Origin of the sequence: Kitasatospora sp. NPDC048194 (assembly GCF_043202455.1) — a bacterium.
In the GTDB taxonomy this organism is placed as follows: Bacteria; Actinomycetota; Actinomycetes; order Streptomycetales; family Streptomycetaceae; genus Kitasatospora.
Genome location: NZ_JBIDAK010000013.1, coordinates 29,590 through 47,065, shown reverse-complemented (window position 1 = coordinate 47,065; position 17,476 = coordinate 29,590). Strand labels below are relative to the sequence as shown.

Sequence of the window (17,476 nt, the reverse complement as noted above, 5' to 3'; positions counted from 1 at the left end):
GGTTCAGCCCAGGTGGGTGCGGACCGCCTCGGCCAGCCGCTGCGCGACCGTCTCGGCCTGCGCCGCGTCGGCGGCCTCGACCATGACCCGGACCAGCGGCTCGGTGCCGGAGGGGCGCAGCAGCACCCGGCCGGTGGCGCCCAGCTCGGCCTCGGCGGCGGCGACCGCCGCGGCCAGTCCGGTGCTCGTCCCCACCCGGCTCTTGTCGACGCCCTTGACGTTGACCAGCACCTGCGGCAGACGGGTCATCACCGCGGCCAGGTCGGCCAGCGGCTGCTTGGTGGCGGCCAGTCGGGCGCCCAGCATCAGGCCGGTCAGGGTGCCGTCACCGGTGGTGGCGTGGTCCAGCAGGATCACGTGGCCGGACTGCTCGCCGCCCAGCGCGAAGCCGTGCTCCTTCATCGCCTCCAGCACGTAGCGGTCGCCGACGGCGGTCTCCACCAGGTCGATGCCCTCGCGCTCCATCGCCAGCTTGAAGCCGAGGTTGGACATCACGGTGGCCACCGCGGTGTTGCGGCGCAGGGTGCCGGCCTCCCGCATGGCGACGGCGAGGATGGCGATGATCTGGTCGCCGTCCACCTCGTTGCCCTCGGCGTCGGCGGCCAGGCAGCGGTCGGCGTCGCCGTCCAGGGCGATGCCGAGGTCGGCCCGGTGCTCCTTCATCGCGGCGCGCAGCCGGTCCAGGTGGGTGGAGCCGACCCCGTCGTTGATGTTCAGACCGGTGGGCTCGGCCCCCAGGGTGTGGACGACCTCGGCGCCGGCCCGGGCGAAGGCCTCGGGGGCGACGTACGCGGCCGCGCCGTGGGCGCCGTCGATGACGACCTTGATGCCGTCCAGGCGGTTGGGCAGCACGCCGATCAGGTGGGCGACGTACTTGTCGAAGCCCTCGGTGTACTCGCGCACCCGGCCGACCGCCGCACCGGTGGGACGGTTCCAGTCCTCGCCGCCGACGGTGTGCTTGCGGTAGTGCGCCTCGATGGCGTCCTCGATCCGGTCGTCCAGCTTGTGGCCGCCGCGGGCGAGGAACTTGATGCCGTTGTCCGGCATGGCGTTGTGGCTGGCGGACAGCATCACGCCGAAGTCGGCGCCGAGCGCGCCGGTGAGGTAGGCCACGGCCGGGGTGGGCAGGACACCGACCCGCAGGACGTCGACGCCGGAGCTGGCCAGACCGGCGATGACCGCCGCCTCCAGGAACTCGCCCGAGGCACGCGGGTCCCGGCCGACCACCGCGACGGGCCGGTGCCCGTCGAAGGCGCCGGCCTCGCCGAGCACGTGGGCGGCCGCGACCGACAGGCCGAGCGCCAGCTCCGCCGTCAGGCCCTCGTTGGCCACCCCGCGCACGCCGTCCGTACCGAAGAGTCGTCCCACTGTCACGTCCTCCATCACCATGCTCGGAACCCACCGATGACCCCGGCCGCCGCACGATAGCCGGGGAACACGTCGCCCCGGAGTACGCGGGGTACTCCGGGGCGACGGTTTGCGCAACCAGGGGGTGTGCGCCGCCAGGGCGGAACGCACCCCCGGGGACGCGATTAGCGCTTGCTGTACTGCGGCGCCTTGCGGGCCTTCTTCAGACCGGCCTTCTTGCGCTCGACGGCGCGGGCGTCACGGGTCAGGAAGCCGGCCTTCTTGAGGGCGCCGCGGTTGTTGTCCACGTCGGCCTCGTTCAGGGCACGGGCCACGCCGAGGCGCAGCGCGTAGGCCTGGCCGGAGACGCCGCCACCGCTGATGCGGGCGACGACGTCGTAACGGCCGTCCAGCTCGAGGAGCTTGAAGGGCTCGTTCACGGTCTGCTGGTGCACCTTGTTGGGGAAGTAGCCCTCGAGGGTGCGACCGTTGATCTTCCACTGGCCGGTGCCGGGGACGATGCGCACGCGGGCGATCGCCTCCTTGCGACGGCCGAGGCCGGCGCCCGGGGTGGCCTCGCCGAAGCGGCCGGCCAGGGACTCGGAGGTGTAGCTCTCCTCGGAGGTGTACTCGCCCTCGACGGCCTCGGCGGCCTCGTCGAAGTCGACCTCAAGGGTTTCAGTGGTCTCGGCCACGGTGTTCCTCAGCTCTTTTCAGTGATGGGGGGCTTGGTGGCCGAATTACTGCGCGACCTGGGTGATCTCGAACGGCACCGGCTGCTGGGCAGCGTGCGGGTGCTGGTCGCCCGAGTAGACCTTCAGCTTCGAGAGCATCTGACGGCCCAGGCTGTTCTTGGGGATCATGCCCTTGATGGCCTTCTCGACGGCCTTCTCGGGGTTGTTCGCCAGCAGGTCGTCGTAGCGCACCGAACGGAGACCGCCCGGGAAGCCCGAGTGGCGGTAGGCCAGCTTCTGGGTCTTCTTGTTACCGGACAGGTGCACCTTGTCGGCGTTGATGATGATGACGAAGTCACCAGTGTCAACGTGCGGCGCGTAGATCGCCTTGTGCTTGCCCCGGAGGAGGTTGGCGGCCTGGGAGGCCAGGCGGCCGAGCACGACGTCGGTCGCGTCGATGACGTGCCACTGACGCTGGACGTCGCCGGGCTTGGGGCTGTACGTACGCACGGTCGTAGCCTTCGCTTTTCAGTGAGTGAGTCCTGACAGGAGCACCCGGACGGAAGAGCAGCCTGGCCAACCTTGGACGCAATTCAAGGGTGGCCGCTGGTCGTCGACCTGATGTCTCCGGCGTACCGACCTCTCACGTGAGATAGAGCGAGCCAATACGCACATCAAGCGTCCAGGTTACCGGCACGACCCGAAGGGGTCAAAAATCGCCTCGGCCGCCGGTCGACGGCCCCCCCGCCCGGCCGCTCAGCGTTCGCGCTCCACCCTGGTCACGTCCCAGACCGGCTCCGGCGACTCGTACACCCGGCCGTCCGCCCCGAACACCAGGAAGCGGTCGAAGGTCTTCGCGAACCAGCGGTCGTGGGTGACGCACAGCACGGTGCCGTCGAAGGCCTCCAGCCCGGCCTGCAGCGCCTCGGCGCTCTCCAGGTCCAGGTTGTCGGTCGGCTCGTCGAGCAACAGGGCCGTCACGCCGGAGAGTTCGAGCTTGAGGATCATCAGCCGGGCCTGCTGCCCACCGGACAGCGACTCGAACTTCTGCTCCTCCTGGCGGTCCAGCTCGTAGCGGCGCAGCGCGCCCATCGCGGCGCCGCGGCTGAGCGCGTGCTCCTCCTCGATGATCGAGCGGACGGTGCGGCCGAACAGCTCCGGGTGGGCGTGGGTCTGCCGGAAGTGGCCGGGCACCACCCGGGCGCCGAGCTTCCAGCTGCCGGTGTGGGCAACGCTGCTGTCCCCGGCCAGCAGCCGCAGCAGGTGCGACTTGCCGGCGCCGTTGGCACCCAGCACCGCGACCCGCTCCCCGTAGAAGACCTCCAGGTCGAAGGGGTCCATCAGGCCGGTGAGCTCCAGCTGCTCCAGGGTGAAGGCGCGCACGCCGGTGCGGCCGCCCTTGAGCCGCATGGTGATCGTCTGCTCGCGCGGCGGCGTCTCCGGCGGGCCGGCGTCCTCGAACTTCTTCAGCCGGGTCTGGGCGGCGGCGTAGCGGGAGGCCATCTCGTGGCTGACGGCGGCGGCCTGGCGCAGGGTGACGACCAGCTTCTTCAGCTTGGCGTGCTCCTCGTCCCAGCGGCGGCGCAGCTCCTCGAAGCGCTCGAACCGGGCCTTGCGCGCCTCGTGAAAGGTGTCGAAGCCGCCGCCGTGCACCCACACGCTGCTGCCGGCCGCGCCGGTCTCGACGCTGATGATCTTGTCGGCGGTGCGGGAGAGCAGCTCGCGGTCGTGCGAGATGAACAGCACGGTCTTCGAGGTGGCCTTGATGGCCTCCTCGAGCCAGCGCTTGGCGGGCACGTCGAGGTAGTTGTCCGGCTCGTCGAGCAGCAGCACCTCCTCCGGGCCGCGCAGCAGCGCCTCCAGCACCAGCCGCTTCTGCTCGCCGCCGGACAGGGTGTTCAGACCGCGCCACTGGGCCTTGTCGAAGGGGATGCCGAGGGCCGCCGTGGTGCAGACGTCCCAGTCGGTCTCGTAGTCGTAGCCGCCGACGTCCGCCCAGTCGGAGAGCGCCTGGGCGTAGGCCATCTGCGTCTTCTCGTCGTCCTGGGCGATCATCGCCAGCTCGGCGGCGTCCACCGCGCGGGCGGCCTTGGCGATCCGCTCGGGGGCGACGGAGACCAGCAGGTCGCGCACCGACGCGTCGGCCGGCAGGGCGCCGGGGCCGGCCGCCTGGTCCTCGCGGCCGGTGGTGCCGACGAACTGGCGCATCACGCCGAGCCCGCCGCTGATCGTCACCGAGCCGCCGTGCGGCTGGACGTCCCCCGCGATCATGCGCAGCAGGGTGGTCTTGCCGGCCCCGTTGGCGCCGACCAGGGCGACCGCGGCGCCCTCGCCGACCCGGAAGGACGCGTCGTCGAACAGCACCCGCCCGTCCGGCAGGTAGTACTCCAGGTGCGAAATCTCGACGTGTCCCATGAGGAGGATTGTCCCAAGCGGACGCGTCCGGCCAAAACCGATTTCGGCCCGGCCCGGCCGAGCCCGCCGGACAGGCCCCTAGGGCCCGTCTTCAAACCCCCGTCGTCCGCCCGAAGGGCTGGCGGGGCGGCGTTGGGGTGCGTGCATCGCAAGGCGGAGGATGGGGGCACCTCCCGGCCGAAGGCTGGGGTGGGGGCACCTCCCGGCCGAAGGCTGGGGTGGGGGCACCTCCCGGCCGGAGGCTGGGGTGGGGGCACCTCCCGGCCGGAGGCTGGGGGAGAGTCCATGCGGTGGGGGCACCTCCCGGCCGGAGGCTGGGGGCCATCGGCGACCGACGACAACGCGGCGAGGCGCGCGCCCTGGCGTCGGCCCGCAGGCGGGGGTTTGAAGACGGGCCCCTAGGCGCTGGGCGCGTCGCCCTGCCCGGGCAGGGTCCGCATCCGCCGGGCCTGGCGGTTGCGCTCGGCGAGCTGGTCGTCCGGCGGGTAGCCGACCTCTTCGAGGGTGAGCCCGTACGGCCGGATCACGTTGACGGCCGAGTTGCGCACCCCGCCCGCCAGCACCTCGCCGGGGAACTCCACCGGCCGGTGCCCGTCGCCGACCAGCAGCATCGCGCCGACCAGGGCCCGGACCATGTTGTGGCAGAAGGCGTCGGCGCGGACGGTGGCGACCGCCAGCGAGCCCTCCTGGGCGGCGTAGGAGTCCACCGGGACGCGGTCCCAGCGCAGCTCCAGCAGGGTGCGGATGGTGGTGGCGCCCTCGCGCTTCTTGCAGTACGCGGCGAAGTCGTGCTCGCCGAGCAGCAGCTTCGCGGCCGCGTTCATCCGGTCCAGGTCCAGCGGCCGGTCGTGCCACAGCACGTGCCCGCGCAGCAGCGGGTCGACGCCGCCGGGGTGGTCGGCGACCCGGTACGCGTAGCGGCGCCAGATCGCCGAGAACCGCGCGTCGAACCCGGCCGGCGCCTCGCCGACCCGGTAGATCCGGACGTCCCCGGGCAGCCGGCCGGCCAGCCGGCGCAGCAGCTTCTCGCGGTGCGCCTCCCACAGCTCGGCCGGCAGGTCGACGTGGGCGACCTGGCCGCGGGCGTGCACCCCGGCGTCGGTGCGGCCGGCCACGGTGAGCGGGAAGTGCTCCGGGCTGCGGGTGACGACCTGCAGCGCGGTCTCGATCTCCTCCTGGACGGTCCGCCGGCCGCCCTTCTGGCGGGCCCAGCCGGAGAACTCGGCACCGTGGTAGGCGAGGTCGAGCCGGACCCGGACGTGCCCGTCGGCCGGGCCGTCCTTCACCGGCGGCTGCTCGGCGCAATCGTTGACCACGTGTCTCTCTTCTCCCGGGACCTCGAAGAACAAGGGAACGGGCCCGCTCCCCCATCGCTGGGAGAACGGGCCCGCAACACACCCAGAGGTGTCAGGCCTGCTCGGCGGCCTCGGCCTCGTCGGCCTTGGTCTCGTCGGCCTTGGGGGCGGCGGCAGCGCTCTCGGCGGCAGCCTCCTTCGAGGCGCGCTTGGTGGCGGCCTCGGCCTCGCCGACGGCGGTCTGCGCGACGGTCAGCGCCTCGACCAGCTCGATCACGGCCATCGGGGCGTTGTCGCCACGACGGGGACCGATCTTGGTGATGCGGGTGTAGCCACCCGGGCGGTTCTCGTAGCGCGGCGCGATCTCGGTGAAGAGGGTGTGCAGCACCGAGACGTCGGTGATGGTCTTGCGCACCAGGCGACGGTTGTGCAGGTCGCCCTTCTTCGCCTTGGTGATCAGCTTCTCCGCCAGCGGGCGCAGGCGGCGGGCCTTGGCCTCGGTGGTGGTGATGCGGCCGTACTGGAACAGCTCACGGGCCAGACCGGCGAGCAGCAGCGGCTCGTGGTGCGGGCCACCGCCCAGACGGGCACCCTTGGTGGGACGCGGCATGGAATTACTCCTCGAATCTCCGACTGCGGCCGTACCAGGTACCGCAGCGGGCGTACGGGCACGGTGCCCGTACGGCTTTCATGACGACGGGGGCGGCTCCGTGGAACCGCCCCCGCGGCCAAATCTCTTAGTACTGCTCGGTCTCGGCGAAGTGCGAGTCGTCGAGGTCGTCGGCGCCGAAGGCGTCGGCGGCGGCGGTCGGGTCGAACCCGGGCGGGCTGTCCTTGAGGGCCAGGCCCATGCCGGCCAGCTTCGCCTTGACCTCGTCGATCGACTTCGCACCGAAGTTGCGGATGTCGAGCAGGTCGGCCTCGGAGCGGGCGACGAGCTCACCCACGGTGTGGATGCCCTCGCGCTTGAGGCAGTTGTAGGAGCGGACGGTGAGTTCCAGCTCCTCGATCGGCAGCGCCAGGTCGGCGGCCAGGGCGGCGTCCGTCGGGGACGGGCCCATGTCGATGCCCTCGGCGTCGATGTTCAGCTCGCGGGCGAGGCCGAACAGCTCCACCAGGGTCTTGCCGGCCGAGGCCATGGCGTCGCGCGGACGCATGGCGGGCTTGGTCTCGACGTCGACGATCAGCTTGTCGAAGTCGGTCCGCTGCTCGACACGGGTGGCCTCGACCTTGTAGGTGACCTTCAGCACGGGGCTGTAGATCGAGTCGACCGGGATGCGGCCGATCTCCTGGCCGGAGGCCTTGTTCTGGACGGCGGAGACGTAGCCGCGACCGCGCTCGACGGTCAGCTCCATCTCCAGCTTGCCCTTGCCGTTCAGGGTGGCGAGGACCAGCTCCGGGTTGTGCACCTCGACACCCGCCGGCGGGGCGATGTCGGCGGCGGTGACGACACCCGGGCCCTGCTTGCGCAGGTACATCACGACCGGCTCATCGTGCTCCGAGGAGACGACCAGCTGCTTGATGTTGAGGATGAGGTCGGTCACGTCCTCCTTGACGCCCGGCACGGTGGTGAACTCGTGCAGGACGCCGTCGATGCGGATGCTGGTGACAGCGGCACCCGGGATCGACGACAGGAGCGTGCGGCGCAGGGAGTTGCCGAGGGTGTAGCCGAAGCCCGGCTCCAGCGGCTCGATCACGAACCGCGAGCGGAACTCGTCGACGACCTCTTCGGTCAGCGACGGACGCTGAGCGATAAGCATGGGGGATGTTCCTCCAGTTGTCTTCGGCACCCACTATTTGATGCCGACAGGACCAAGCGTACGGGCTCCCGCGAGCAGCGACGAATCACTACGTGGGAGCCCGTACGAGGTGTGACGCGTTACCCGCACGCCCGAAGGCGCTGGGTCAGACGCGGCGGCGCTTCGGCGGACGGCAGCCGTTGTGCGGGGTGGGGGTGACGTCCTGGATCGAGCCGACCTCCAGGCCGGTGGCCTGGAGCGAGCGGATCGCGGTCTCGCGGCCGGAGCCCGGACCCTTCACGAAGACGTCGACCTTGCGCATGCCGTGCTCCTGCGCGCGACGGGCAGCGGCCTCGGCGGCCATCTGCGCGGCGAACGGGGTGGACTTGCGCGAGCCCTTGAAGCCGACGTGGCCGGCGGAGGCCCAGGAGATCACGTTGCCCGAGGGGTCGGTGATCGAAACGATGGTGTTGTTGAACGTGCTCTTGATGTGCGCGTGGCCGTGAGCGACGTTCTTCTTTTCCTTGCGGCGGATCTTCTTCGCGCCGGCAGCCTGACGACCCTTGGGGGGCATAAGTCTGTTCTCCTACTGAGGTGGTCGGTCCGCTGACCCGCGGGCCGGAGGGATGTCCGGTGACGGGACGGACTACTTCTTGCCCGGCTTCTTCTTACCGGCGATCGCGCGACGCGGGCCCTTGCGGGTACGCGCGTTGGTGTGGGTGCGCTGACCGCGGACCGGCAGGCCGCGGCGGTGACGCAGACCCTCGTAGCAGCCGATCTCGACCTTGCGGCGGATGTCGGCGGCCACCTCACGGCGGAGGTCACCCTCGACCGTGTAGTTGGCGTCGATGTACTGGCTCAGCTTGACGAGGTCTTCCTCGGAGATGTCGCGAACGCGGACATCCGGGTTGACACCGGTCTCGGCCAGGGTCTGCTGGGCGCGGGTACGGCCGATGCCGTACACGTAGGTGAGGGCGATCTCGATCCGCTTCTCACGGGGGAGATCAACGCCGGCGAGGCGTGCCATTCAAGGCTCCTGTGGTTCTTCAGAGGTCTTGCGCGCTACCTACTCCGACACCTCACGGTGAGGGAGCCCCGGCCTCTGACCGGGGGTGGCAGTCCGTTCGTCGCGGAACGGATCGGGTAGCCCGCTTATGACGTTTTCGCGTCGCGCGAAGTACTACGAGAAATGCTGGGGAGAGATCAGCCCTGGCGCTGCTTGTGGCGCAGGTTGTCGCAGATCACCATGACCCGGCCGTGGCGGCGGATCACCTTGCACTTGTCGCAGATCTTCTTGACGCTCGGCTTGACCTTCATGTTCAGGTTCTCCGGGTCTAGATCTGACGTTCTTACTTGTAGCGGTAGACGATCCGGCCGCGCGTGAGGTCGTAGGGGCTGAGCTCCACGACGACCCGGTCGTCCGGCAGGATGCGGATGTAGTGCATGCGCATCTTGCCACTGATGTGCGCGAGGACCTTGTGACCGTTCTGCAGCTCGACCTTGAACATCGCGTTCGGAAGAGACTCGATCACGGTGCCCTCGATCTCAATGGCGCCTTGCTTCTTAGCCATGAACTGCGAGATCCACCTTCCGGGACCGGCTACCGTATGCGGAACGCTCGTGCGAACCTGGGTTCACCCCAGCCCCGAGGGGAAGAGGGCGTGCTGAAGCACGCTACGAGTGAGCCGACGGTCCATCCTACGCCAGCGCGTCCGGTGCTCCAAAACCGGGGCCCGGGAGGCGGCGCCCGTCACACCGGCAGGTCAGGACGCGGTGGGCGCGGCCAGCGGCTCGACGTGGGCGGTGCACGCCGCGCAGCGGCGGGCGGCCACCGGTATCTCGGTGAGGCACTCGGGGCAGGGGCGCTTGGGGGCCTTGGGCTTCTTCGGCAGGTAGCGCTCGGTGGCCTTGGTGATCGGCAGCACGACGCAGAAGTACAGCACCGCGGCGGTCATCACGAAGGCGATCACCACGTTCAGGAACTGGCCGTACGGGAAGGTCACCCCGGCGACCGTCGCCCGGTACGAGCTGAAGTCGCCGGCCGCGCCGACCACCACGCCGACCAGCGGCGTGAGGAAGGCGGACACGAAGCCGGTCACCACGGCCGTGAACGCGGCACCGATCACCACGCCGACCGCCATGTCGACGACGTTGCCGCGCATCATGAAGTCGCGGAATCCCTTGAGCACGTGCTCTCTCCTGCTCGCTCGTAAGCCGTTCGCTGCCACTGCCAGCCGATAAAAATAGGACAAAGGCCCCGGAGGTCCAAACCTCCAGGGCCCTGATCCCTCGTCAGGCGCGCCGGTCGGCGCCGACGTGACTACGCCAGCGGGTCCGGAGCCGCGGTGACGCCCAGCTGGGCGAGCGCGGCCTTGCCGCCGTCGAAGGCGGTCAGCACCAGCGGGCCCTGCTCGGTCACGGCCACCGAGTGCTCCCAGTGCGAGGCCCAGGTGCCGTCGTTGGTGACGACCGTCCACTCGTCGTCCAGCACGGTGGTGTGCGGGGTGCCCAGCGAGACCATCGGCTCGATCGCCAGCACGGTGCCGGGGACCAGCTTCGGGCCCTTGCCGCGGCCGCGCTCGACGTAGTTGAGCACGTGCGGCTCCATGTGCATCGCGGTGCCGATGCCGTGGCCGCCGTAGCCCTCGGTGATGCCCCACTTGCCCTTGGGCGGCAGCGGCTGGCGGCGGATGTACCCCTCGATCGCCTTGGAGACGTCGACCAGGCGGTTGTTCTTCTTCATCTGGGCGATGCCGGCCCACATCGAGCCCTCGGTCACCCGGCTCAGCATCTCCACCTCGGGGCGGACCTCGCCGACCGGGACGGTGATCGCCGCGTCGCCGTGCCAGCCGTCCAGGATCGCGCCGCAGTCGATCGAGATGATGTCGCCCTCCTGCAGCACCCGGTCACCGGGGATGCCGTGCACGACCTCGTTGTTCACCGAGGCGCAGATCACGCCGGGGAACCACAGGCCGCCGTGGTGGGCGCGGAAGTTCGAGGTGGCACCGTGGTCGGTGATGACCTTGTCCGCGATGTCGTTGAGCTCCTGGGTGGTCACCCCGGGGGCGACCGCCTCGCGGCAGGCCTTGAGCGCCTCGGCGACGACCAGCCCGGCCGCTCGCATCTTCGCGATCTGCTCGGGGGTCTTGATCTCCACCATCAGGTCACGCCTTCCAAGTCCGGATTCCACTGCTACCACCGTACGACGCCGAAACGGCCGGGCCGCCCGCTCCACGGGCGACCCGGCCGTTCGACGCGTACTCCGCCGAGAGGCTCAGCGGTCCTGCTTGAGCGCCTCGATCGCGCGCTGGGTGACCTCGTCCACCTTGCCGAGCGCCGGGATGGTCACCAGGAGGCCCTGCTCCTTGTAGTAACCGATGATCGGCTCGGTCTTGGAGTGGTACTCCTCCAGCCGGACCCGCACGGCCTCCTCGGTGTCGTCCGAGCGCTGGTACAGCTCGCCGCCGCACTCGTCGCAGACGCCCTCGACCTTCGGCGGGTTGTAGGCGACGTGGAAGACGTGGGTGTCGTTCTTGCGGCACAGGCGACGGCCCGCGATCCGCTTGACGACCTCGTCCTCGGGGACCTCCAGGTCCAGCACCCCGTCCAGCTTGATGCCCTGCTCGGCGAGGAACTCGTCGAGCGCCTCGGCCTGGCCCAGGTTGCGCGGGAAGCCGTCCAGCAGGAAGCCGTTGGCGGCGTCCTCCTGGAGCATGCGGTCCTTGGCCATCCCGATCGTCACCTCGTCCGGCACCAGACGGCCGCTGTCGATGTACGACTTCGCCTCGAGCCCCAGCGGGGTGCCCTGGCTGATGTTCGTACGGAACAGGTTGCCGGTGGAGATGTGGGGGATGGACAGGGTCGCGGCGAGCAAGTGCGCCTGAGTACCCTTCCCGGCCCCGGGAGGACCAACGAGGACGATACGCATCAGCGGAGGAACCCTTCGTAATTGCGCTGCTGGAGCTGGCTCTCGATCTGCTTCACAGTTTCGAGTCCGACGCCGACGACGATGAGAACGCTGGTGCCGCCGAACGGGAAGTTGGTCTGCTGTCCGAAGGCGACCAGGGCGATCATCGGGATCAACGCGATCAGGCCCAGGTAGAGCGAACCCGGCCACGTGATTCGGGTCAGCACGTAGTTCAGGTACTCGGCCGTCGGCCGGCCGGCCCGGATGCCCGGGATGAAGCCACCATACTTCTTCATGTTGTCGGCAACTTCTTCGGGGTTGAAGGAGATGGCGACGTAGAAGAAGGCGAAGAAGACGATCAGCAGGAAGTACGTCGCCATGTAGATCGGGTGGTCGCCCTTGACGAAGTTCTGCTTGATCCACACCGCCCAGCCGGCCTGGCTGTTGGTGAGCTGGACCACGAGGGCCGGGATGTACAGCAGCGACGAGGCGAAGATGACCGGGATGACACCGGCCTGGTTCACCTTGAGCGGGATGTACGTCGAGGTGCCGCCGAACGCCCGGCGGCCGATCATGCGCTTCGCGTACTGGACCGGGATCCGGCGCTGGGCCTGCTCGACGAAGATGACCAGCATCACGACGATGATGCCGACCGCGATGACGGAGAGGAACTCGACCCAGCCGCCGCCGATGGTGCCGGACTGCTTGATGGCCCACATCGAGGTCGGGAACTGCGCGGCGATCGAGGTGAAGATCAGCAGCGACATGCCGTTGCCGATGCCGCGGTCGGTGATCAGCTCGCCCAGCCACATGATGACGGTGGTGCCGGCGGTCATCGTGATGACCATGACGGCGATCCGGAACACCGACGTGTCGGGCACGATCTGGTTCGCCAGCGGGCAACCCGAGAACAGCGCACCGCTGGAGGCCGTCGCCACGATGCCGGTGCCCTGGAGCACGGCGAGCGCGATGGTCAGGTAGCGGGTGTACTGGGTGATCTTCGCCGTACCGGCCTGCCCCTCCTTCTTCAGGGCCTCCAGTCGCGGGATCACGACGGTGAGGAGCTGGAGGATGATGCTCGCGGTGATGTACGGCATGATGCCGAGCGCGAAGATCGTCAGCTGGAGGAGCGCGCCACCGCTGAACAGGTTGACGAGCCCGAACAGGCCGTTGTTCCGGGTGTCCTTCACACACTCGTTGACGGCCGTGAAACTCACGCCCGGGATGGGAATGTGCGAGCCCAGCCGGAACAGCACCATGATGCCCAGCGTGAACAGCAGCTTCTTGCGCAGGTCGGGCGTCTGGAACGCCCGCGCGAACGCACTGAGCACGGTGCCTCCTGCGCCTCCCGCGCGTCGTCGGCGGGAGGGTCGGTCCTGAATGGGGAGTTTGCGGTTCGGGCTCCCGTACAGACGGCACAGGCGAGCCTACGCGCAGCCTACAAGGGAACTCCACGGACTCTAACAGTGCGCGGCCACTCGGAAGAAGCGCGCACGGGCCCTCCCCCACTCACGGGGTACGGGATGCCCGGGTTTGCCACACAAAAGAACGACGGCCCCGGCACGGCCCCGGCGGCGCCGGCCGGAACCGGCCCGGAAAAGCGCGAGCCCCGCACCTCCCGGAGGAGGTGCGGGGCTCGAAGCCGGGTGTCAGCGGGCTCAGACGAGCTCGGTGACGGTGCCGCCGGCGGCCTTGATCTTCTCGGCGGCGGAGCCGGAGACGGCGTCGACCGTCACCTGCAGCGCAACCGAGATCTCGCCGGTGCCGAGCACCTTGACGAGGGAGTTCTTGCGAACCGCGCCCTTGGCGACCAGGTCCTCGACGGTGACCTCGCCACCCTGCGGGTAGAGCTCGGCCAGCTTGTCGAGGTTGACGACCTGGAACGTGATCTTGAACGGGTTCTTGAAGCCCTTCAGCTTCGGCAGGCGCATGTGGAGCGGCATCTGGCCACCCTCGAAGCGCTGCGGAACCTGGTAGCGGGCCTTGGTGCCCTTGGTACCACGACCGGCGGTCTTACCCTTGGAGCCCTCACCACGACCCACGCGGATCTTGTCGGTCTTGGCACCCGGGGCGGGACGCAGGTTGTGGATCTTGATCGGGTTGTCGCCCATGATCAGTCCACCTCCTCAACCGTCACCAGGTGACGGACCGTGTGGGCCATCCCGCGGATCTCGGGACGGTCCTCCTTCACCACGACGTCGTGCAGACGCTTGAGACCAAGCGAGCGCAGGGTGTCACGGTGGTTCTGCTTGCTGCCGATGTACGACTTGGTCTGCGTGATCTTCAGGCGAGCCATCAGGCGCTCACCCCGGCAGCACGAGCCCGCAGCAGAGCGGCGGGAGCCACGTCCTCCAGCGGCAGGCCACGGCGGGCGGCGATCTCCTCGGGGCGCACGAGGCCCTTCAGAGCGGCCACGGTGGCGTGCACGATGTTGATCGCGTTGTCCGAGCCGAGCGACTTCGACAGGATGTCGTGGATGCCGGCGCACTCCAGGACGGCGCGCACCGGACCACCGGCGATAACACCGGTACCGGGGGCGGCGGGCTTCAGCAGCACGACGCCGGCGGCCTTCTCACCCTGAACCGGGTGGGGGATGGTGCCCTGGATGCGGGGGACGCGGAAGAAGTTCTTCTTGGCCTCCTCAACGCCCTTGGCGATGGCGGCCGGAACCTCCTTCGCCTTGCCGTAACCGACACCCACGGTGCCCTCGCCATCGCCCACCACGACGAGCGCGGTGAAGCTGAAGCGACGGCCACCCTTGACAACCTTGGCGACACGGTTGATCGCGACGACGCGCTCGACGTAAGCGGTCTTCTCGACGGCCTGGGCGTTGCCCTGACCGTCACGCTTACGGTCGCGCCGCTCGCCACCCGTGCCGCGACCGGCGCCGCCTTCGCGGCGCTGGGGTCCAGCCATTGGAATTACCTCTCTCGTTTACGTCCGTCGACAGAGTCGACGAGCGGCTTAGAAGTCGAGCCCGGCCTCACGGGCCGCGTCCGCCAGGGCGGCGATGCGGCCGGCGTACCGGTTGCCCGCGCGGTCGAAGACGACCGACTCGATGCCGGCGGCCTTGGCGCGCTCGGCGACCAGGCTCCCGACCTTCTTGGCCAGCTCGGTCTTGTCGCCCTCGGTGCCCTTGATGGACACGTCGAGGGTGGACGCCGACGCCAGGGTGTGACCCTTGGCGTCGTCGATGACCTGGGCGACCATGTGACGGTTCGAGCGCGTCACGACGAGACGCGGACGCACCTCGGTGCCGACGACGCGCTTGCGAACGCGGATCGCGCGGCGCTTGCGAGCGGCGCTCTTGTAGGCGTTGCCCTTGCCGATCTTGACAGAGACGCTCATCGCTTACTTACCACTCTTTCCGACCTTGCGGCGGATGACCTCGCCCGCGTACTTGACGCCCTTGGCCTTGTACGGGTCGGGCTTGCGCAGCTTGCGGATGTTCGCGGCGATCTCGCCGACCTTCTGCTTGTCGATGCCGTCCACGTGGAACTTGGTGGGCGACTCGACGACGAAGGAGATGCCCTCCGGCGCGGTGACCAGGATCGGGTGGCTGTAGCCGAGCGAGAACTCCATGTCGGAGCCCTTCGCGTTCACGCGGTAGCCGACACCGCTGATCTCCAGCGACTTGCGGTAGCCCTGGGTCACGCCGGTGATCATGTTCGCCACCAGCGTGCGGGTCAGGCCGTGCAGGGCCTTCGAGCGACGCTCGTCGTTCGGGCGGGTGACGAGCACGGTGCCGTCCTCGCCCTTGCCGATCTCGATCGGCTCAGCGACGACGTGGGTGAGGGAACCCTTGGGGCCCTTCACCGAGACCGTCTGGCCATCGATGGTGACGTCCACGCCAGCGGGGACCTGGATGGGCAGCCGTCCAATACGCGACATTGCTGTACCTCCGTTTCCCGAATTACCAGACGTAGGCGAGAACTTCTCCGCCTACGCCCTTCTTGGCGGCCTGCTTGTCGGTCAGGAGGCCGGACGACGTGGAGATGATCGCCACGCCCAGGCCGCCGAGCACCTTCGGCAGGTTGGTGGACTTTGCGTAAACACGCAGACCCGGCTTGCTGATGCGCTTGATGCCGGCGATGGAGCGCTCACGGTTGGGGCCGAACTTGAGCTCGATGGTCAGCTTCTTGCCGACCTCGCCCTCAGCGGGCTCCTCAACCTTGTAGGAGGAGATGTAACCCTCCTGCTGCAGGATCTCGGCGACGTGCGCCTTGATCTTGCTCGACGGCATCGCGACAGAGTCGTGGTACGCCGAGTTCGCGTTGCGCAGACGCGTGAGCATGTCTGCGATGGGGTCGGTCATGGTCATGATGGCCTCAGGCCTCTCTCGCCGTGGTTTCTCCGCGCCAGGTCCCCCTGCCGCACTCTTCGAGTGCGCCAGGGGCACAAGCGCAGGGGACCTACGACGTAGTAAGACTGGGTGCGAGCCCTCCCAGAAGAGGGCCACGGACATCCATGGGGAAGCCGTGGCAGGGGGCCCGACCCCACCACCTTACGGGACTCCGTACGGCAGGCCCAAAACGGGCCGCTGTGGGATCGGGCACCTCTGCTTCGCTAGCGGTGCCTAGAGCGCTGGATTACCAGGAGCTCTTGGTCACGCCCGGCAGCTCGCCGCGGTGCGCCATCTCACGGAGGCAGACACGGCACAGGCCGAACTTGCGGTACACCGAGTGCGGACGGCCGCAGCGCTGGCACCGGGTGTAGGCCCGGACGCCGAACTTCGGCTTGCGCTCGGACTTCGCGATGAGGGACTTCTTCGCCATTGGCTCACGCCTCCTTGAACGGGAAGCCCAGAGCGCGCAGCAGCGCCCGGCCCTCGTCGTCGGTCTGAGCGGTGGTCACGACGGTGATGTCCATACCGCGCTGACGGTCGACCTTGTCCTGGTCGATCTCGTGGAACATAACCTGCTCGGTCAGACCGAACGTGTAGTTGCCACGGCCGTCGAACTGCTTCGGGGAGAGACCACGGAAGTCACGGATGCGCGGCAGGGCCAGCGACACCAGACGGTCCAGGAACTCCCACATGCGGTCACCACGGAGGGTGACGTGGGTGCCGATCGGCTGGCCCTCGCGCAGCTTGAACTGCGCGATGGACTTGCGAGCCTTGGTCACGGCCGGCTTCTGACCGGTGATCGCGGTCAGGTCGCGGATCGCGCCCTCGATCAGCTTGCTGTCACGGGCGGCCTCGCCGACACCCATGTTGACCACGACCTTGACCAGGCCGGGGATCAGCATGACGTTCTCGTACGAGAACTGCTCCTGCAGCTGGCCCTTGATCTCGGAGTTGTAACGCTCCTTGAGGCGGGGGGCCACCTTCTCAACAGTCGTCTCAGACATCAGATGTCCTCACCGGTCCGCTTGGCAACGCGGATCTTGTTGCCCTGGTCGTCGAAGCGGTAACCGACGCGGGTGACGACCTTCTTGCCGTCCTTCTCCACGACCAGCTGGACGTTGGAGACGTGCACCGGGGCCTCGACGGTCACGATGCCACCCTGGGTACCGGGACCCGGCTTGGTGTGCTTCTTGACCCGGTTGACACCCTCGACCAGGACCTTGTTCTCAGCCGGCATGGCCTTGATGACCTTGCCCTGCTTGCCCTTGTCCTTGCCGGTGATGACCTGGACCAGGTCACCCTTCTTGATCTTCATGCTGTTCGCCATGGGTCAGAGCACCTCCGGCGCCAGCGAGATGATCTTCATGAACTTCTTGTCGCGCAGCTCGCGGCCCACCGGGCCGAAGATGCGGGTACCGCGGGGGTCACCCTCGGTGTTCTTCAGCACGACAGCAGCGTTCTCGTCGAAGCGGATGTACGAGCCATCCGGACGACGGCGCTCCTTGACGGTGCGGACGACGACGCACTTGACGACGTCACCCTTCTTCACCGAGCCACCGGGGATCGCGTCCTTGACGGTCGCGACGATGACGTCCCCGATTCCGGCGTAGCGGCGACCGGAGCCACCGAGAACACGGATGCAAAGGATCTCCTTGGCACCAGTGTTGTCGGCAACACGCAGTCGCGACTCCTGCTGGATCACAGCTTTCTCCTGATCGTCAACGAGAGTCGACGGGCCGGCCGCTGCTCACATC

Annotated in this window: 25 protein-coding genes; all 25 read right to left on the bottom strand. The window is 68.7% G+C overall.

Annotated elements, in window-relative coordinates; all coding sequences use genetic code 11:
• Positions 1-3: 3 nt before the first annotated feature.
• On the bottom strand, positions 4-1,368 hold the full coding sequence (glmM, locus tag ACGF07_RS17880) for a phosphoglucosamine mutase (protein ID WP_350735999.1): 1,365 nt from the start codon (positions 1,366-1,368) through the stop codon (positions 4-6).
• 164 nt (positions 1,369-1,532) lie between these two features.
• Positions 1,533-2,054: a 30S ribosomal protein S9 gene (rpsI, locus tag ACGF07_RS17875; RefSeq protein WP_392899910.1), complete on the bottom strand. Its 522-nt coding sequence runs from the start codon at positions 2,052-2,054 to the stop codon at positions 1,533-1,535.
• 33 nt (positions 2,055-2,087) lie between these two features.
• A complete protein-coding gene (gene rplM, locus ACGF07_RS17870; protein WP_030055846.1) occupies positions 2,088-2,531 on the bottom strand; it encodes a 50S ribosomal protein L13 in 444 nt (147 codons plus the stop codon).
• Between the two features lie 246 nt (positions 2,532-2,777).
• Entirely contained in the window at positions 2,778-4,436 is a 1,659-nt protein-coding gene (locus ACGF07_RS17865; RefSeq protein WP_392899705.1) for an ABC-F family ATP-binding cassette domain-containing protein, read from the bottom strand.
• A gap of 398 nt (positions 4,437-4,834) precedes the next feature.
• Complete coding sequence (gene truA, locus ACGF07_RS17860; RefSeq protein WP_392899703.1) at positions 4,835-5,752, bottom strand: tRNA pseudouridine(38-40) synthase TruA; 918 nt, start codon at positions 5,750-5,752, stop codon at positions 4,835-4,837.
• A 91-nt stretch (positions 5,753-5,843) separates the two neighbouring features.
• Entirely contained in the window at positions 5,844-6,341 is a 498-nt protein-coding gene (gene rplQ / locus ACGF07_RS17855; RefSeq protein ID WP_350735722.1) for a 50S ribosomal protein L17, read from the bottom strand.
• Between the two features lie 127 nt (positions 6,342-6,468).
• Complete coding sequence (locus ACGF07_RS17850; protein ID WP_049649049.1) at positions 6,469-7,491, bottom strand: DNA-directed RNA polymerase subunit alpha; 1,023 nt, start codon at positions 7,489-7,491, stop codon at positions 6,469-6,471.
• A 145-nt stretch (positions 7,492-7,636) separates the two neighbouring features.
• Complete coding sequence (rpsK, locus tag ACGF07_RS17845; RefSeq protein ID WP_014136257.1) at positions 7,637-8,044, bottom strand: 30S ribosomal protein S11; 408 nt, start codon at positions 8,042-8,044, stop codon at positions 7,637-7,639.
• A gap of 72 nt (positions 8,045-8,116) precedes the next feature.
• Positions 8,117-8,497, bottom strand: coding sequence for a 30S ribosomal protein S13 (gene rpsM / locus ACGF07_RS17840; RefSeq protein WP_097237495.1), 381 nt, complete (start codon positions 8,495-8,497; stop codon positions 8,117-8,119).
• 176 nt (positions 8,498-8,673) lie between these two features.
• Positions 8,674-8,787 (bottom strand): 50S ribosomal protein L36, encoded by a 114-nt coding sequence (gene rpmJ / locus ACGF07_RS17835; protein ID WP_003956441.1) that lies wholly within the window; start codon positions 8,785-8,787, stop codon positions 8,674-8,676.
• Positions 8,788-8,819: 32 nt separating this feature from the next.
• Positions 8,820-9,041 carry a translation initiation factor IF-1 gene (gene infA, locus ACGF07_RS17830; RefSeq protein ID WP_003956442.1) on the bottom strand — a complete coding sequence of 74 codons (222 nt, stop codon included), beginning with the start codon at positions 9,039-9,041 and terminating at the stop codon, positions 8,820-8,822.
• 192 nt (positions 9,042-9,233) lie between these two features.
• Positions 9,234-9,659 (bottom strand): large conductance mechanosensitive channel protein MscL, encoded by a 426-nt coding sequence (gene mscL / locus ACGF07_RS17825; RefSeq protein ID WP_350735717.1) that lies wholly within the window; start codon positions 9,657-9,659, stop codon positions 9,234-9,236.
• A gap of 131 nt (positions 9,660-9,790) precedes the next feature.
• Positions 9,791-10,630 carry a type I methionyl aminopeptidase gene (map, locus tag ACGF07_RS17820; RefSeq protein WP_350735714.1) on the bottom strand — a complete coding sequence of 280 codons (840 nt, stop codon included), beginning with the start codon at positions 10,628-10,630 and terminating at the stop codon, positions 9,791-9,793.
• 114 nt (positions 10,631-10,744) lie between these two features.
• A complete protein-coding gene (locus ACGF07_RS17815) occupies positions 10,745-11,398 on the bottom strand; it encodes an adenylate kinase (RefSeq protein WP_392899698.1) in 654 nt (217 codons plus the stop codon).
• Positions 11,398-12,708, bottom strand: coding sequence for a preprotein translocase subunit SecY (gene secY, locus ACGF07_RS17810; RefSeq protein ID WP_350735708.1), 1,311 nt, complete (start codon positions 12,706-12,708; stop codon positions 11,398-11,400). Before secY ends, ACGF07_RS17815 begins: the two co-directional genes overlap by 1 nt.
• A 327-nt stretch (positions 12,709-13,035) precedes the next feature.
• Positions 13,036-13,488 carry a 50S ribosomal protein L15 gene (gene rplO, locus ACGF07_RS17805; protein WP_392899695.1) on the bottom strand — a complete coding sequence of 151 codons (453 nt, stop codon included), beginning with the start codon at positions 13,486-13,488 and terminating at the stop codon, positions 13,036-13,038.
• 2 nt (positions 13,489-13,490) lie between these two features.
• Positions 13,491-13,673, bottom strand: coding sequence for a 50S ribosomal protein L30 (gene rpmD, locus ACGF07_RS17800; protein WP_109451325.1), 183 nt, complete (start codon positions 13,671-13,673; stop codon positions 13,491-13,493).
• The gene (gene rpsE, locus ACGF07_RS17795) at positions 13,673-14,293 is read right to left on the bottom strand and encodes a 30S ribosomal protein S5 (protein ID WP_207810342.1); all 621 of its coding nucleotides are present in this window, start codon (positions 14,291-14,293) and stop codon (positions 13,673-13,675) included. The genes rpmD and rpsE overlap by 1 nt, the downstream gene beginning before the upstream one ends.
• A gap of 48 nt (positions 14,294-14,341) precedes the next feature.
• Positions 14,342-14,725 carry a 50S ribosomal protein L18 gene (gene rplR, locus ACGF07_RS17790; protein ID WP_031063032.1) on the bottom strand — a complete coding sequence of 128 codons (384 nt, stop codon included), beginning with the start codon at positions 14,723-14,725 and terminating at the stop codon, positions 14,342-14,344.
• A gap of 3 nt (positions 14,726-14,728) precedes the next feature.
• Positions 14,729-15,268 (bottom strand): 50S ribosomal protein L6, encoded by a 540-nt coding sequence (gene rplF, locus ACGF07_RS17785; protein ID WP_350743497.1) that lies wholly within the window; start codon positions 15,266-15,268, stop codon positions 14,729-14,731.
• A 22-nt stretch (positions 15,269-15,290) separates the two neighbouring features.
• A complete protein-coding gene (gene rpsH, locus ACGF07_RS17780) occupies positions 15,291-15,698 on the bottom strand; it encodes a 30S ribosomal protein S8 (protein ID WP_207810340.1) in 408 nt (135 codons plus the stop codon).
• A 268-nt stretch (positions 15,699-15,966) separates the two neighbouring features.
• On the bottom strand, positions 15,967-16,152 hold the full coding sequence (locus ACGF07_RS17775; protein WP_030055830.1) for a type Z 30S ribosomal protein S14: 186 nt from the start codon (positions 16,150-16,152) through the stop codon (positions 15,967-15,969).
• A 4-nt stretch (positions 16,153-16,156) separates the two neighbouring features.
• Complete coding sequence (rplE, locus tag ACGF07_RS17770; RefSeq protein WP_030280779.1) at positions 16,157-16,726, bottom strand: 50S ribosomal protein L5; 570 nt, start codon at positions 16,724-16,726, stop codon at positions 16,157-16,159.
• Entirely contained in the window at positions 16,726-17,037 is a 312-nt protein-coding gene (gene rplX, locus ACGF07_RS17765; RefSeq protein ID WP_350743501.1) for a 50S ribosomal protein L24, read from the bottom strand. Before rplX ends, rplE begins: the two co-directional genes overlap by 1 nt.
• A gap of 15 nt (positions 17,038-17,052) precedes the next feature.
• A complete protein-coding gene (rplN, locus tag ACGF07_RS17760; RefSeq protein ID WP_030232481.1) occupies positions 17,053-17,424 on the bottom strand; it encodes a 50S ribosomal protein L14 in 372 nt (123 codons plus the stop codon).
• Positions 17,425-17,476 lie beyond the last annotated feature (52 nt).

What these genes read in the sequence shown, in the direction of transcription:
- rplX (WP_350743501.1), bottom strand. Translation starts at nt 17,037, where the DNA reads ATGAAGATCAAGAAGGGTGACCTGGTCCAGGTCATCACCGGCAAGGAC.
- rpsE (WP_207810342.1), bottom strand. Translation starts at nt 14,293, where the DNA reads ATGGCTGGACCCCAGCGCCGCGAAGGCGGCGCCGGTCGCGGCACGGGT.
- infA (WP_003956442.1), bottom strand. Translation starts at nt 9,041, where the DNA reads ATGGCTAAGAAGCAAGGCGCCATTGAGATCGAGGGCACCGTGATCGAG.
- rplE (WP_030280779.1), bottom strand. Translation starts at nt 16,726, where the DNA reads ATGTCTGAGACGACTGTTGAGAAGGTGGCCCCCCGCCTCAAGGAGCGT.
- rplR (WP_031063032.1), bottom strand. Translation starts at nt 14,725, where the DNA reads ATGAGCGTCTCTGTCAAGATCGGCAAGGGCAACGCCTACAAGAGCGCC.
- rplQ (WP_350735722.1), bottom strand. Translation starts at nt 6,341, where the DNA reads ATGCCGCGTCCCACCAAGGGTGCCCGTCTGGGCGGTGGCCCGCACCAC.
- ACGF07_RS17850 (WP_049649049.1), bottom strand. Translation starts at nt 7,491, where the DNA reads ATGCTTATCGCTCAGCGTCCGTCGCTGACCGAAGAGGTCGTCGACGAG.
- rpmD (WP_109451325.1), bottom strand. Translation starts at nt 13,673, where the DNA reads ATGGCTCGCCTGAAGATCACGCAGACCAAGTCGTACATCGGCAGCAAG.
- rpsK (WP_014136257.1), bottom strand. Translation starts at nt 8,044, where the DNA reads ATGCCCCCCAAGGGTCGTCAGGCTGCCGGCGCGAAGAAGATCCGCCGC.
- ACGF07_RS17865 (WP_392899705.1), bottom strand. Translation starts at nt 4,436, where the DNA reads ATGGGACACGTCGAGATTTCGCACCTGGAGTACTACCTGCCGGACGGG.
- map (WP_350735714.1), bottom strand. Translation starts at nt 10,630, where the DNA reads ATGGTGGAGATCAAGACCCCCGAGCAGATCGCGAAGATGCGAGCGGCC.
- rpsH (WP_207810340.1), bottom strand. Translation starts at nt 15,698, where the DNA reads ATGACCATGACCGACCCCATCGCAGACATGCTCACGCGTCTGCGCAAC.
- rpsM (WP_097237495.1), bottom strand. Translation starts at nt 8,497, where the DNA reads ATGGCACGCCTCGCCGGCGTTGATCTCCCCCGTGAGAAGCGGATCGAG.
- ACGF07_RS17815 (WP_392899698.1), bottom strand. Translation starts at nt 11,398, where the DNA reads ATGCGTATCGTCCTCGTTGGTCCTCCCGGGGCCGGGAAGGGTACTCAG.
- rpmJ (WP_003956441.1), bottom strand. Translation starts at nt 8,787, where the DNA reads ATGAAGGTCAAGCCGAGCGTCAAGAAGATCTGCGACAAGTGCAAGGTG.
- ACGF07_RS17775 (WP_030055830.1), bottom strand. Translation starts at nt 16,152, where the DNA reads ATGGCGAAGAAGTCCCTCATCGCGAAGTCCGAGCGCAAGCCGAAGTTC.
- rplO (WP_392899695.1), bottom strand. Translation starts at nt 13,488, where the DNA reads ATGGGCGACAACCCGATCAAGATCCACAACCTGCGTCCCGCCCCGGGT.
- rplF (WP_350743497.1), bottom strand. Translation starts at nt 15,268, where the DNA reads ATGTCGCGTATTGGACGGCTGCCCATCCAGGTCCCCGCTGGCGTGGAC.